At 71.1% G+C, this 14,303-nt stretch carries 14 protein-coding genes; 8 read left to right on the forward strand and 6 right to left on the reverse strand.

The window, feature by feature from the left end; genetic code table 11:
- Positions 1–20 precede the first annotated feature (20 nt).
- The 5 genes from pspAB (at position 21) to rpsD (ending at position 4,730) form a co-directional block, all read left to right on the forward strand.
- On the forward strand, positions 21–611 hold the full coding sequence (gene pspAB, locus FHS13_RS06135) for a PspA-associated protein PspAB (protein ID WP_184288795.1): 591 nt from the start codon (positions 21–23) through the stop codon (positions 609–611).
- Positions 612–652: 41 nt separating this feature from the next.
- Positions 653–1,753, forward strand: a complete 1,101-nt coding sequence (locus tag FHS13_RS06140) for a glycerate kinase (protein WP_184288797.1) — start codon at positions 653–655, stop codon at positions 1,751–1,753.
- Between the two features lie 303 nt (positions 1,754–2,056).
- Positions 2,057–2,404 (forward strand): HesB/IscA family protein, encoded by a 348-nt coding sequence (locus FHS13_RS06145; RefSeq protein WP_184288800.1) that lies wholly within the window; start codon positions 2,057–2,059, stop codon positions 2,402–2,404.
- Positions 2,405–2,814: 410 nt separating this feature from the next.
- Positions 2,815–3,786, forward strand: a complete 972-nt coding sequence (locus tag FHS13_RS06150; protein ID WP_184288803.1) for a PfkB family carbohydrate kinase — start codon at positions 2,815–2,817, stop codon at positions 3,784–3,786.
- 332 nt (positions 3,787–4,118) lie between these two features.
- Positions 4,119–4,730, forward strand: coding sequence for a 30S ribosomal protein S4 (gene rpsD / locus FHS13_RS06155; protein WP_184288819.1), 612 nt, complete (start codon positions 4,119–4,121; stop codon positions 4,728–4,730).
- Positions 4,731–4,918: 188 nt separating this feature from the next.
- On the opposite strand, the gene FHS13_RS06160 is transcribed toward rpsD, so the two are convergent.
- Positions 4,919–5,176 carry a sulfurtransferase TusA family protein gene (locus FHS13_RS06160; RefSeq protein WP_184288823.1) on the reverse strand — a complete coding sequence of 86 codons (258 nt, stop codon included), beginning with the start codon at positions 5,174–5,176 and terminating at the stop codon, positions 4,919–4,921.
- 402 nt (positions 5,177–5,578) lie between these two features.
- Here FHS13_RS06160 and ctaC point away from each other — a divergent pair, with 402 nt between their 5' ends.
- From ctaC to FHS13_RS06175, 3 genes are read left to right on the forward strand one after another with little or no spacing between them, the layout of a single operon-like run.
- The gene (gene ctaC, locus FHS13_RS06165; protein ID WP_474646577.1) at positions 5,579–6,523 is read left to right on the forward strand and encodes an aa3-type cytochrome oxidase subunit II; all 945 of its coding nucleotides are present in this window, start codon (positions 5,579–5,581) and stop codon (positions 6,521–6,523) included.
- Entirely contained in the window at positions 6,523–8,196 is a 1,674-nt protein-coding gene (ctaD, locus tag FHS13_RS06170) for an aa3-type cytochrome oxidase subunit I (protein ID WP_184288829.1), read from the forward strand. The genes ctaC and ctaD overlap by 1 nt, the downstream gene beginning before the upstream one ends.
- A gap of 6 nt (positions 8,197–8,202) precedes the next feature.
- Complete coding sequence (locus tag FHS13_RS06175) at positions 8,203–8,628, forward strand: cytochrome c oxidase subunit 4 (protein WP_184288832.1); 426 nt, start codon at positions 8,203–8,205, stop codon at positions 8,626–8,628.
- Between the two features lie 68 nt (positions 8,629–8,696).
- On the opposite strand, the gene FHS13_RS06180 is transcribed toward FHS13_RS06175, so the two are convergent.
- The 5 genes from FHS13_RS06180 to FHS13_RS06200 form a co-directional block, all read right to left on the reverse strand.
- Positions 8,697–9,830: a glycosyltransferase gene (locus FHS13_RS06180; RefSeq protein ID WP_184288836.1), complete on the reverse strand. Its 1,134-nt coding sequence runs from the start codon at positions 9,828–9,830 to the stop codon at positions 8,697–8,699.
- Positions 9,831–9,982: 152 nt separating this feature from the next.
- Complete coding sequence (locus FHS13_RS06185) at positions 9,983–10,975, reverse strand: C40 family peptidase (protein WP_184289211.1); 993 nt, start codon at positions 10,973–10,975, stop codon at positions 9,983–9,985.
- Positions 10,976–11,314: 339 nt separating this feature from the next.
- The gene (locus tag FHS13_RS06190; RefSeq protein WP_184288839.1) at positions 11,315–12,316 is read right to left on the reverse strand and encodes a C40 family peptidase; all 1,002 of its coding nucleotides are present in this window, start codon (positions 12,314–12,316) and stop codon (positions 11,315–11,317) included.
- A 254-nt stretch (positions 12,317–12,570) separates the two neighbouring features.
- Positions 12,571–13,926, reverse strand: a complete 1,356-nt coding sequence (locus FHS13_RS06195) for an NYN domain-containing protein (protein WP_343064920.1) — start codon at positions 13,924–13,926, stop codon at positions 12,571–12,573.
- Entirely contained in the window at positions 13,923–14,192 is a 270-nt protein-coding gene (locus tag FHS13_RS06200) for a hypothetical protein (protein WP_184288845.1), read from the reverse strand. The genes FHS13_RS06195 and FHS13_RS06200 overlap by 4 nt, the downstream gene beginning before the upstream one ends.
- Positions 14,193–14,303 lie beyond the last annotated feature (111 nt).

The raw sequence follows: 14,303 nt of genomic DNA on the forward strand, positions 1-14,303 counted from the left end.
ATCCGCCGCAGAGGAGGACCATGAGCTTCTGGCGCGCCCTGTTCGGGCGGTCCGAGCCCGCCCGACCCGACCTCGACGCCCTGTTCGCCCTGCCGTCGGCCGCCGTCACCCTGCGAGCCGTCACCGGCCTCCGCCCGACCGGAACCGCCTCGGTCGCCTTCCGGCCCACCGAGGGAGCGGCCTTCAGCGACCTCACCGAGGACGTCACCGCTCTGCTCGACACCGGCGGCGGGCCGCCGGTGGAGCGCCGTGCCGACGAGTACGGCTACACGTGGCTGGTGGTGCGCTCCGGCGAGCCGGCCGCGGGCGGCGGGGGCGCCGACGACATCACCGGACTGGTCACCTCCCTGCACGCGGTCAACTCCACCCTGGAGGCCAACGGGTACGGTCCCTCCCTGCTGTGCTCCCTGGTGGGGTTCGGTGACGAACGGCGCCGGCTCGCCCTGGTCTACCTGTACAAGCGCGGCACCTTCTACCCGTTCGCGCCGCTGGAGGGGCAGCGCCGGGACAACGCGCTCGAACTCCGCGCGGAGGCCGCCGTCGGCGACGACCTGCCCCTGGAGAAGGACCGCTCCCGCTGGTTCCCCGTTTACGGCGCCCCCGGGGTGTGACCGGCCTTTCCCTCCAGAGCGGGGAATGGCACACTGTTGCGGTGCGCATCGTCATCGCCCCCGACAAGTTCGCCGGAACCCTCACCGCGGCGGAGGCCGCCCGAGCCGTCGCCGAGGGCTGGCTCCGCTCCGACCCGGAGGCGCGCACCGACCTGGTGCCCCTGTCCGACGGCGGTCCCGGCTTCGTCGAGGTCCTGCACACCGCCCTGGGCGGCCGGATCCGCGAGGCCGAGGTCTGCGGCCCCCTCGGTGCGCCGGTGCGCGCCTCCTACCTCCTCGACGGGGACACCGCCTACATCGAGACCTCCCAGGCCTGCGGCCTGCACCTGGTCCCCGCGCGGGAGCGCGACCCCGGCCGCACCACCACCCGCGGCGTCGGCGAGCTCCTCGCCCTCGCGGTGGCCGACGGCGCGCGCACGGTCGTCCTCGGGCTCGGCGGCAGCGCCACCAACGATGCCGGGGCCGGAATGCTCGCCGCTCTGGGGGCCGGCCCCGCCGAGCCCCTGTCCTCGGGTGGCCTGGCACTGACCGGCGTCGGCACGGTCGACCTCGCCCCCGCGGTCCGGGCCCTGGAGGGGGTCCGCCTCGTCGCCGCCACCGACGTCGACAACCCGCTCCTCGGCATCCACGGCGCCAGCGCCGTCTTCGGCCCCCAGAAGGGCGCGGACCCCGACCTCGTGCAGCGTCTCGACGCCGCCCTGGCCGCGTTCGCCGACCGGACCGACCCCGGCGGCACGGTGCGCGAGGAGCCGGGCTCGGGCGCGGCGGGCGGCCTCGGGTTCGCGCTGCTCCTGCTCGGTGCCTCCGTCGAGTCCGGCGTCGGCCGCGTCCTGTCCGCCGTCCGGCTGGCCGAGCGCCTCGCGGGCGCCGACCTCGTCGTCACGGGGGAGGGTTCCTTCGACCACCAGTCCCTGCGCGGCAAGCTCCCCCACGGGGTGGCCCGCCTGGCGGGGGAGCACGCCGTACCCTGCGTCGTCACCGCGGGGAGGGTCGCCGTCGGCCGGGCCGAGGCGGCCGCCGCGGGCATCACCGAGACCTGGTCCCTGACCGAGTCCGCCGGATCGGTCGAGGCCGCCATGGCCCGCCCCGCGGAGGAGCTGCGCGACCTCGCCGCCGCCGTCGCCCGCCGCTGGAGGAACTGAGGACGCCCTCGGAACGCCGAGTACGTCCCTCGCGGCCGGGTAGTTCGTCCCCTCGCGGAGTGTCCACAGGCACCGCCCCCGAAGATGGCGCGGCGGCGCAGGCGACATTACCCTGGAGGAACAAGGCGCACCATCGTGCTCCGCGGGGCCCTCCGGTGTCCGAGGACGCGCAGACATGGTGAACACGGTGGCGGAATGCCGGGCCGGTCCCGGGCGTTGTCCGTCCAGGAGGACGTCCGTCCCCACAGGCGGGGCCGGGGCCGCACGGTCAGCCGCAACCCCTTTTCAGAGGAGCTTTTCACGATGACGGTTCAGAGCGAGACCACCGACGGGATCATCCTCACCGACGAGGCGTCCGGCAAGGTTCGGGCTCTCCTCGAGCAGGAGGGACGGGACGACCTGCGCCTCCGCGTCGCGGTGCAGCCCGGTGGCTGCTCGGGTCTGCGTTACCAGCTCTACTTCGACGAGCGCGAGCTCGACGGCGACATCGTCAGCGACTTCGGTGGCGTCCAGGTCGTCACCGACCGGATGAGCTCCCCCTACCTCGTCGGCGCCACGATCGACTTCGTCGACACCATCGAGAAGCAGGGCTTCACCATCGACAACCCCAACGCCACCGGCTCCTGCGCCTGCGGCGACTCCTTCAACTAGGCCCTGTTCTCCGGATCGTTCCGGGCTGCACGGCAGCCAGGCGCACCCTTGCCGCCTCGGAGAGCTTGCGAAGCCCGCCGGGCCGAGCTGCGCTCTCCGCCGTGCGAGGGCACGCCTGGTCGGCCGTTCGCCGGGGGATCGGCTCCGCCGATGCGGCGAGAGCACCGGCACGACACGGCCCGAAGCGGACATCCCCGGACATCTCCGAGGGATCGTCCGACGACACGGCCCCGGCGGGGGAGGCCGGACCCGGTCCGGCCTCCCCCGCCGCCGTCGACACCTGCCCCGCGGCCGTTCCGGGACGGGGGAGCACTGGATACCCTGAGGCAGTCCTCAGGGGCGCGCTCCGGTGTGCCCGCACTCCGCCCGGTCGCCAGACCGGCACGTCCTGACCAAGGAGCCTTCCTCCCGTGCGTATCGCGGTTGCCGGATCCATCGCCACAGACCACCTGATGTCCTTCGACGGGCGGTTCGCGGAGCAGATCATCCCCGAGCAGATCCAGCAGTTGTCCCTCTCCTTCCTCATCGACGAGCTGGACGTCCGACGCGGCGGCGTCGCGGCCAACATCTGCTTCGGCCTGGGCGCCTTCGGGCTCTCCCCCGTCCTCGTGGGCGCGGCCGGTGCCGACTTCGAGGACTACCGGTCCTGGCTGGACCGCCACGGTGTCGACACCTCCCACGTGTACATCTCCGAACTGCGCCACACCGCCCGGTTCATCTGCACCACCGACCGCGACCAGAACCAGATCGCGTCCTTCTACGCCGGTGCCATGGCCGAGGCCCGCAACATCGAGCTCCAGCCCATCGCGGACCGGCTCGGGGGCCTCGACCTGGTGCTCATCGGCGCGGACGACCCCGCTGCGATGGTCCGCCACAGCGAGGAGTGCCGCACCCGCGGTATCCGCTTCGCCGCCGATCCCTCCCAGCAGCTCGCCCGGATGGAGGGCCCCGAGGTCCGCTCGCTCGTCGAGGGTGCCGACCTCCTCTTCGCCAACGAGTACGAGAAGGCACTGGCCGAGCAGAAGACCGGCTGGTCCGAGGCCGACATCCTGGAACGGGTCGGCACCCGTGTCACCACGCTCGGTGCCAAGGGCGTCCGGATCGACCGCAAGGGCGAGCCGAGCATCCACGTCCCCGCGGCCGCGGTCGGCGAACCGGTCGACCCCACCGGGATGGGGGACGCCTTCCGGGCCGGATTCCTGGCCGCCCATTCCTGGGGGCTGTCCCTGGAGCGCGCGGCGCAGGTCGGCAACGCCACCGCCGTGCACTGCCTCGAGGCCGACGGTCCGCAGGAGTACACGCTGAGCGCGGACTCCCTGGTGGACCGCCTGGAGAGGTCCTACGGGGCCGCAGCCGCTGCCGAGGTCCGTCCCTTCCTGTGAATCCCGGGGCCGATACCGGCCCGCAGCGGTCCCGGGCGGTGTCCCGGACCGCGTAGAGTGGTAAGTCGCGACCCGCGCGGCCCCGGCACGACATGTACGGGGGCCGCGTCCAGTACGAGTGCCCTGCCGGTCCGCCGACGGGGCCCGTACCGGCCGGTGCGTCGAAACGCGTGCCGGTTCGTTCCAGCCCGAACCGTCGGCGAGGGGTCGCCGCGACGGTGGGGAACCCGCTCCCGCCCGCATCTCGCGGGGAGCCCGGGCGTGCCCGCACGCCTCCCAGATCTAGGCCAGCCTTACCTGGGATTCCCCGTACCACCCTGAAAGGACATTGCATGCGCTACACCGGACCCAAGGTGCGGTTGTCGCGGCGCGCCGGAATGCCGCTGACCCGTAAGGCGGTCAGCTACTTCGAGAAGCGTCCCTACCCGCCCGGCGAGCACGGCCGCCGCGTCCGCCGCAACAGCAGCGACTACGCGGTCCGCCAGGCCGAGAAGCAGAAGGTGCGCTGGTACTACGACCTGTCCGAGAAGCAGCTTCTCCGGGTCTACGAGAACGCCAAGAAGCGCGCCGCCCGTACCGGCGAGGAGATGCTCGTCGAGCTGGAGCTGCGTCTGGCCACGGTCGTCCTGCGCGCCGGCCTGGCCGCCTCGATCTACGCCGCTCGCCAGTTCATCAACCACGGCCACATCACCGTGGACGGCAAGAAGGTCGACATCCCGTCGTACCAGGTCAAGCCGGGCCAGATCATCGCGGTGCGGGAGAAGTCCCGCAACATGGTGCCGTTCGTCGAGGCCGCCGAGGGCGTCCACGCCGACGACAAGATCGCCGGTTACCTCGCGGTGAGCCACAAGGACCTGCGTGTCGCGGTCGTCGACCGTCCCCGGCGCGAGCAGATCCCGGTGCCCTTCGACGAGCAGCTCGTCGTCGAGTACTACGCCCGCTAGGGCTCTCCCCCCGGGTGCCCCCGTGCCCGGAAGGCGGTGACAGGGGCCGTGCGGACCACGTCCGCGCGGCCCCTGCCCCGTTCCGCGCGTTCCCGCCTTCGGGATCCGGATGTAGACAAATCGTTATGAGCCCGGGGCCGAAAACCCCGACGCCCCTTTCAGGGCCCCTTCAGGGCCGGCGTTTCGGCTCAGTACATCCTGCGGATGTGAAAAGCACTACCCCGCGTCAGCTGCTCCTCCGCGACGAACTCGTGCATCTTCATCCGGCACCAGGCGGGGATGTCCGCCCTCGCCGCGGGATCGTCGGCGGTGACCGCGATCAGGCCCCCGATGGGGACCTCGTGCAGTCGCTGGGCCAACCAGATGATCGGGATCGGGCACTTGCGGCCCACCGCCTCCACCGTCACGAGCGGAGCAGGTGGCGGCCCCGGCTGCTGATCCGGCACGGACACCCCCGTGTGTCGTCGTCCTGTGTCCCCATCTTGACCTCCGGAGTCCGATAAGGCGAACCCGGTTAAGGGTGTCGTAAACCCAGCGATACGCTCGCCTTGTTCTCTCCTCGCGAGAACGCCCGCGTCGGAAGACGGGACGGGCTCGGGGGGAGGAGCCCGGGGGAACGCCGGGCCGCGCCTCGCTAGCCAGCCGGGAGGGGGACACCCCCCGCGGGCGAACGGGCCCGGCTCCGTGAACCACCGAGTGTCCCGAGAACGGGTCTCTGGCAACACGCTGACCTGCCAAGCCCATCGGCGGGACTCTGGGCGGTTCGCGATAATGTTTCCCCCTGACAAGCTTTGGATACTTAGGCCGCCCGTGGGAATCCACGGGCTACACCGCTGGGAAGGCAATCCGTGAGTCCGACCCGCCAAGAAGATCGGCGCCCAAGTCTGCGCCGATGGGCACCACGCGGCGCCGCGCTCGCCGTGCTGGGGCTGGCCGCGACCGGCTGCGCGTCAGACGATCTCACTCGTTTGGGCATGCCGGGGCCGATCACCGAGCAGGCCGAGCGTGTTCTCTCGCTCTGGCAGGGCTCCTGGGTGGCGGCTTTCGCGGTCGGCATTCTCGTGTGGGGACTGATCATCTGGTCGGTCATCTTCCACCGCCGGCGTTCTGATCAGCTGCCTCCGCAGGTCCGCTACAACCTGCCCATCGAGGCGCTCTACACCGTTCTCCCCATCGTCGTCATCTCGGTGCTGTTCTACTTCACCGCGCGTGACCAGACCTACCTGATGGAGACCGAGAGGGAGGCCGACGTCCACGTCGAGGTCGTCGCCTTCCAATGGGCCTGGCAGTTCAACTACCTGGACGCCCCGAAGGCCGAGGGCGGCGAGGTGCTCTTCACCGAGGTGGGCATCCCCAACCCGGACGGCACCACCGACCTCTCCACGCAGCCGACCCTGACGCTGCCGGAGAACGCCGTCGTCCACTTCGACCTGCACTCCCCGGACGTGATCCACTCGTTCTGGGTCCCCGAGTTCGGTTTCAAGATGGACGTCATCCCGGGCCGCGACAACGCGTTCCAGGTCGACGTCAAGGACGGCAGCGAGGGCCAGTACACCGGCCGCTGCGCCGAGCTGTGCGGCGTGGACCACACCCGCATGCTCTTCCAGGTCGACGTCCTCACCGAGGACGACTACGAGACCTGGGAGTCCGAGCAGATCCAGGCCGCCGAGGCCGAGGAGACCGAGGCCGCCGACACCCCGGACGGCCCGGACACCTCGGAGGAGCAGGGTGCCGAGGGCTCCAACACCGAGGGCACGGGCTTCACCGACGAGGCCCAGGAGGATGACGAGTAATGGCCACCACGACAACCCCGGTCGAGACGAGGGCACAAGTGCCCTCGCACAAGGGCTCGAAGATCGTCGGCTGGCTCACGTCCACCGACCACAAGGTCATCGGGTACATGTACCTGATCACCTCGTTCGCGTTCTTCCTCCTCGGCGGCGTCATGGCGCTGGCGATGAGGCTCGAGCTGTTCTCCCCGGGCATGCAGGTCATGTCCAACGAGCAGTTCAACCAGCTGTTCACCATGCACGGCACCATCATGCTGCTGATGTTCGCGACCCCGCTCTTCGTCGGGTTCGCGAACATCATCATGCCGCTGCAGATCGGCGCGCCCGACGTGGCGTTCCCGAGGATGAACCAGTTCGGCTACTACCTGTTCCTGTTCGGCAGCCTGATCGCCATCTCCGGGTTCCTCACCCCCGGCGGCGCGCCGTCCTTCGGCTGGTTCGCCTACACCCCGCTGTCCAACGCGGTCTACTCGCCGGGCGTCGGCGGTGACCTGTGGATCCTGGGTCTGGCCGTCTCCGGTCTGAGCACCATCCTCGGTGCGGTCAACTTCATCACGACCGGTCTGTGCATGCGCGCGCCCGGTATGACGATGTTCCGCATGCCGATCTTCACCTGGAACACGATGCTCACCAGCATCCTGGTCCTGGTGGCGTTCCCGGTCCTGACCGCGGCCCTGATCGCCCTGGGCGCGGACCGCATCGTCGGCACCCACGTCTACGACGCCGCGCACGGCGGTGCCATCCTGTGGCAGCACCTGTTCTGGTTCTTCGGCCACCCGGAGGTCTACATCATCGCGCTGCCGTTCTTCGGTATCGCGACCGAGATCCTGCCGGTCTTCAGCCGCAAGCCGATCTTCGGCTACAAGAGCCTCGTGGGCGCGACGATCGCCATCGCGGGCCTGTCGGTCACCGTGTGGGCCCACCACATGTTCCCGACCGGCGCGGTCCTGCTGCCGTTCTTCTCGTTCATGACGTTCCTCATCGCGGTCCCGACCGGGGTGAAGTTCTTCAACTGGATCGGCACGATCTGGCGGGGCCAGATCACCTTCGAGACGCCGATGCTGTACACGCTCGGCTTCATGGTCACGTTCCTCTTCGGCGGACTGACCGGTGTGCTCCTGGCCTCCCCGCCCATCGACTTCCACGTCACCGACTCCTACTTCGTGGTGGCCCACTTCCACTACGTCGTGTTCGGCACCGTGGTGTTCGCGATGTTCGCGGGCTTCTTCTTCTGGTGGCCCAAGTTCACCGGCAAGATGCTCGACGAGAAGCTGGGCAAGATCCAGTTCTGGTTCCTGTTCTTCGGCTTCCACGGCACCTTCCTCGTGCAGCACTGGCTGGGCGCGGCGGGCTTCCCGCGCCGCTACGCCGACTACCTGCCCGAGGACGGTTTCACCGAGCTCAACCAGATCTCCTCGGTGTCCTCGTTCGTCCTGGCCGCCTCGACCCTCATCTTCTTCTGGAACATCTACATCACCGCGAAGAAGGCACCCAAGGTCGAGGTCGACGACCCGTGGGGCTACGGCTGCTCGCTGGAGTGGGCGACCTCCTGCCCGCCGCCGCGGCACAACTTCACGTCGCTGCCGAGGATCCGCTCCGAGCGTCCCGTGTTCGACCTGAACCACCCGCACGCCGCGGCCCCGGGCGCGGTTCCCGCCGGCGTCACGAAGGAGTAGGGGCCAATGAAGACGCAGGCCTATCTGTTCATGGGCGTCTCGACCTTCTTCGGAATGGTCGCCGGCCTGTACGCCTACTGGTCCTGGATCGACACCGGGACGATCGAATGGGCCGGTACCACGGTCCTGGCGATCGGTATCGGCTTCGGCTGGATGGTGGGTTTCTGGCTCTGGCAGTCGGCCCGCCGCAGCGAGCACTTCCACGGGCTTCCTCCCGAGGAGCGGCTCGACGGCGAGATCGTCGAGAACGCCGGCGAGTACGGGTTCTTCAGCCCGCACAGCTGGTGGCCGATGTTCGTCGCGATGTCCGTCGCCTTCACGGCGATCGGTATCGCGATCGGTTGGTGGATGGCCCTTCTCGGTGCCTTCGCCATCATCCTCACCGTCATCGGCTGGGTCTTCGAGTACTACCGCAAGGAGTTCCAGCACTAGGGGGACATCCCCGAGCGGAGGAGAGCCGCCCCGGCACCGGCCGGGGCGGCTCTCGCCGTCTCCGGGGCTCAGGAGGCCGTCAGAAGGGCGCCGAGGCGTTCGGAGGTGCGGTCCCAGCTCCACTCCCCGGAGACCCAGGCGCGCCCGCGCGCACCCATCCTGGCGGCGCGGTCGGGGTCCTTCAGGAGTCCGATGAGAGCGCGCGCGGTCGGCCCGGGGCGGGTTCCGTCCACGACGTGGCCCGTCTCGCCGTCCAGGACGGCGTCGGGTGCTCCGCCGGAGTCGCCGGCGACCACCGGCAGACCCGTCGCCGAGGCCTCCAGGTAGACGATGCCCAGGCCCTCCACGTCCAGGCCGCCCCGCCGGGTCCGGCACGGCATGGCGAACACGTCGCCTGCGTCGTAGTACGCCGGAAGTTCCCGGGGGGCCACCGGACCGGTGAGGAGGACCGACCTCGTGCCGGCGGCGGCCGAGCGCAGCCTCCGCGCGTCGGGCCCGTCGCCCACGATCAGCAGCGCCGCGTCGGGGACGTCGGCCAGCACGCGCGGCCAGGCCCGGATCAGGGTGTCCTGGCCCTTGCGGGCCACCAGCCGCGACACGCACACGACCACGGGGCGCCCGCCCAGGCCGAGCCTCGCGCGGACCTCCTCGCCCCCCGAGCCGGGGCGGAAGCGCTCGGTGTCCACACCGGGTGCCAGCCGGCGCATGCGCGCGGCGGCGGCGGGGGTGAGGGCGCGGGCGAGCCTTCTCCGGGTGTACTCGCCCAGGTAGGTGACGGTGTCGGTGGTCTCGCCGATCCGCCTCAGGGCCTCGCGGGATCCCGGCAGCAGGGCCCATCCCGCCTCGTGCCCGTGTGTGAGGGCCACCTGCCGCCGCACGCTGCCGCGCAGTTCGGCCGCGGCCAGCCCGAGCGGTGCGGCGGCCCCGTAGAGAACGCTGTCGCAGCCCTCGAGGCGGGCGATCGCCCGGGCCCGCGCGACCACGCGCGGCACGGGCAGCAGGACGCGGGCCCGGTCGCGCACCACGGGGAAGGGCAGGCGCAGGTCGAAGTGCGGATCGGCTGCCGCGTCCGAGGGCGAGGGCGAGGAGCAGTAGACGACCACGGAACCTTCGGGCCGCCGCAGCGCCAGCTCGTGGACGAAGGACTCGATACCCCCGGCGCGGGGCGGGAAGTCGTTGGTGATGATCAGTGTTCGCGGCACGGCTGCGAGTCTAGGCCGTGTTCTTCGGACGCTCTCTCCGCATCGGCGGAGCCGATCCCCGGCGGGTGCGGCAGGCGGGGCCGCGGACAGGGCGCCGGAAACGGCGGTGCCCCCGCCCGGGAGGGGCGGGGGCACCGGCATCGGCTCCGTTCCTACGGGCGGACGGCCGCGGTGAAGTTCGAGCGGTAGTAGTCGCTCAGGGTCACCGTGCCGATCGGGCGGCCCGACGTCGAGGCGTGGACCATGGTGTTGTTGCCCGCGTACATGCCGACGTGGCTCGGGCTGGCACCGTAGAAGAACATCAGGTCGCCGGGCTGCATGTTCTCCCAGCTGACCCGCTGGCCGGCGTTGATCTGGTCGTAGGTGGTGCGCGGCAGGGACACACCCGCGGCGGCCCAGGCCGCCTGGGTCAGGCCGGAGCAGTCGTAGCCGTTCGGACCGGTGCCGCCCCAGACGTAGGGCTTGCCGATCTGGGCGTAGGCGAAGTCCAGGGCCACCCGGGCGCTGCCCGAGGCGGGGCCGTTGTAGGTGGCGCCTCCGCCGCCTCCGCCGCTGCTGCCTCCGCCGCCCGAACCGCCGCTGGAGTTGCTGACGTTCTGGGTCGCGGCGGCCTGCTCCTCGGCGGTGAGCTCGGAGAGCAGCTCCTCCTGCTCGGTGATGGCGTCCTCGGCCTCCTCGGTGGCCTTCTCGGCCTCCTCGAGGGCCTCTTCGGCCTCCTTCTCGGTATCGGAGGCCTCGACCTCCAGGCTCTCCAGCTTCTCCAGCTCCTCGACGTACTGGTCGAGGCCGCTGCTGTGCTGTTCGGACAGGTAGGACAGGTCAGCCTGGTGGGCCAGGGCCTCCTCGGGGCCGCTGGCGCCGATCAGCTGGGTGGGGGAGGTGAAGTCGACACCCGTGTAGGTGAGGTTGGCGAGCGTGCGCACGCCGGAGCTGAGCTCCTCGATCTTCTCCTCGGTCTCCTCGATCTCCCCGCGGATGTCCTCGAGCTTCTCCTCGGCGGTCTCGTGGGTCTCCTTGGCCTCGTTGTAGGTGGCGTTCAGCTCGCTGAACTCCTCCTCCAGGCGCTCGATCTCCTCGCGGACCTCTTCCACGGTGGGCTCGGCGTGTGCGACCCCGCTGGGGACGAGGAAGGCACAGGCGGCCATAACGGACACAACCGCTGTGCGTCGGGATGCAGACACGTTGGGAAATACCTTTCTCCCCTGGCCCCGAAGGGGACAGAACCGGGCAGGGCGCACCCGAGACCCGCAGGCCCCGGTGGAAAAAAGGGGAGTCCCGACCCGGACGCGGTTGTCGCCGCCGGGGGACGGCGAAGAGGAGCAACCACGCTCGGCGATGACACTAGTGCATGCCTTGGACTGCTCTCAACCGTTTCGTGACGTTCCGATTGCTTCTCACACTTGTCCGAAAACCGAACCTTCGGCTCTTCCCCGAACCGAAAAGAGGCCGTTCCCGGAGCGGGAACGGCCTCGACACGCGGTCCTCTACAACCGGACGGCGAACTGGAACTGACCGGCCCAGTAGGCGGCGAGTCCGACGACCTCGATGTTGCGGCCGGTGCGCGGGGCGTGGACCATCTGCCCGTTGCCCGCGTAGAGGCCGTCGTGGCCCAGGCCGCTGAAGAACATGATGTCGCCCGGCTGGAGCGCGTTCATGTCGTAGATGCGGGTGCCCACCTCGGCCTGGGCGTAGGTGGTGCGGGGCAGGTCGACGCCGGCGTACCGCCAGGCGGCCTGCACCAGGCCGGAGCAGTCGTAACCGTCGGGGCCGGTGCCGCCGAAGATGTAGGGCTTGCCGATCTGGGCGTAGGCGAAGTCGAGGGCCGCGGCGGCGTTGCCCGAGGCCGAGCCGGTGTAGGCCTGGCCCGAGGAGTCGTCGGCACCCGCGACCGAGGCGTCGGCGTCGGGGAACTGGGCGAGGATCTCCTCCTGCTCGGCGATGGCGGCCTCGGCCTCCTCCTTGGCCTCCTCCGCCTCCTCCAGGGTCTCCTCCGCCTCCTCCAGGGCCTTCTCCGCCTCGTCCTTGAGCGTGAACAGGCGCTCGGAGGACTCACCGAACTCGTTCAGCTGGGCCTGCTGGGACTCCGACAGGTAGTTGAGGTCGGCGTTCTGGTCCAGCAGCGTCGCGGGGCCGTCGGAGGCGAGGATGCTGGTCGTGGAGTCGAGCTCCCCGGCCTGGTAGGTGGCGTTGGCGAGCTGCTGGACCTTCTGCTTGAGCTCCTCGTAGCGCTCCTGCTCGTCGCCGACCTGCTCGTCGAGCTCCTCGTACCGGGTCTCGGCGACCTCGTGGTCCTCCTCGGCCTGGTTGTAGGCCTCGACCGCGGCGGCCGCCTCCTGGTTGAGTTCCTCGATCTTCTCCTCGACCTCTTCGCGGGTCGGCTCCGCGGAGGCGGTGCCCGGGACGAGGAGGGAACTGGCGACGACCGCTCCGATGCCGGTCGTAGCAGCGATTCGGCGAGCCGTACGCCGACCACCGGGGTTCTTCATGGCGGTCCACGCTCCTTGGGGTCTGGGAAGTCCGCACGGGGGGTCAGGAAAAAGATGTGGGGGAGCGGCCCGCGCCTGGAGCGCGAACGCGCGTGCGAGCTGCGGGACCCCACCGGCAGGTCCGCATATGGCCTTTTACCGGTAGAGCACTCACACTCCCGTAGAACCTAGCGGACCGCCTGCCACAGCTCAACCGGGAGGTCTCGCCCGCAAAGCCCCTCCCGTGCCCGGGGACGCTCCCGGGCACGGACGGATCAGTGCGTCTCCAACCTGCGCAGGAAGATCGCCGAGGGCACCGCGCGGGCTCCCGCCCGCCGGACCGCCGACACGATCTCCCGGTCGGATGTGACCACCGCGACCGGGCGACCGGCCGGCTCGGCCCGCACCAGCCGCACGATGAGCTCGTCGGCGGTCTCCCCCGGGGCGCTGAACAGCAGGCGCACGTGGCGGGGCGAGGCCATCGCGGGGGGCGTGTCCACGTCCGCTCCGTCGAAGACGCAGGTGATCTCCGCGCGGGTGCGGCTGGCCAGCCCCTCCAGGGAGGTGAGCAGGCGGTTGCGCTGATCGGCCAGCGGCAGGGTCCCGTACCCCGTCTTGGTGACGTTGTAGCCGTCCACCAGCAGGTGGACGCGCGGAACCGTCAGCAGGTGCTCCAGCAGACCGGGGGCGTCGTCGGGCAGGCCGCCCAGGGACACGCGCTGCCGCTCCTCGCTCTCGGCCGCGACCAGGTCGGCCGGGGTGTCGACCGAGGCGGGCAGGGCCAGTTCGCGGCGCAGCCCGTGGGACGCGTCCACCAGCACGTCGATCAGCACACGCAGGCGCGCCTCGTCGGCGTTGCGCCCCGCGCGCGCGGCGCGGCGGGCGTTCTCCACCTGGGCCTCGGCCGCGGCCAGCCGGGACCTCAGTCGGCGGTTCTCCGACTCCAGCGCGCCGACCCGGCCGGCGGTCTCCGTCTCGCGGTCGGCGGTCCGGGCCGCGGCCTGCTCGGCCTGGGACCGGGCCTCCTTGGCGCGCCGGCGCTCCACGTGCACCTTCTGGCGCAGCTCGGCGATCTCGGAGCGCTGCTCCCTGATCTGGGCGCGCAGCCGCCGCAGCTCCGCCTGGTGGCCGTCACGCGTCTCCGCCAGCTCCCGCCGCACCGCGTCGAGGGCCTTGGCGGCCTCGTCGGCCTCCAGGGAACTGGCCCGGTGGTCCAGTTCGCCGTGGACGTCCTCGACGATGCCGGACCATCCCTCGGGGCGCAGCAGGTAGGCGCAGGCCGCGACCGCCACCGGGTCGGCGGCGGGCGGAACCACACCCGAGCGCAGGCCCTCGGCCAGCTCGGGCCACACCTGCTCCACGCGGGAGGCCACCGCGGCGCGGAACTCCGCGTCGACCTCCAGCTGCGCGGCGATCTGAGGCCCCGCGAGGCGGGCCCGCCGGCGCGGCTCGAACCTGGCCACGCGGCGCAGGGCAGGAGGCAGCTCGGAGGCCCGCATGCCGCCGAGCACGTCGGCGCCGTACTCCACGACCCGGGCGCGGACCGCCTCCGGCAGGGGCCGCCGCAGTCTCTCCTCCGCCTCCTCCGGGACGCCGTTCCCCGAGCTGCCGGCCTCCGGGCCGGTGCTCACCGGTGACCCGTCGGGCTCTCCGCCGAGGGCTGGTCGGCGTCGGGGCGGGCGGTGATCTCGACGCGGTCGGTGGCACCGCACCAGCGGCATGTGACCTGCTCGACCGTCTCGGAGAGCACGGTGCGCTCCTCGACCCGGCCCTCACCCGACAGGTCCTGGTGCACGTAGTCGCGGGAGCGGACCGTCCGTGTCACGTCGAACCGCGTGAGGTTGCCGCAACCGGTGCACCGCCACCGCTCGTCGTCGCCCGGCATCGCAATCCCCACGGTTCCTCCTCATGGTCCTTCACGGCACGCGGGACCCTTTGCGTCCCATCACCCACATCCTCCCACGCCGGGCAGGTCAGGCCGTATTCCGGCTGGTCGGTCACCGGCTCC

It is taken from the genome of Nocardiopsis algeriensis, assembly GCF_014203695.1.
Taxonomy (GTDB): domain Bacteria; phylum Actinomycetota; class Actinomycetes; order Streptosporangiales; family Streptosporangiaceae; genus Nocardiopsis; species Nocardiopsis algeriensis.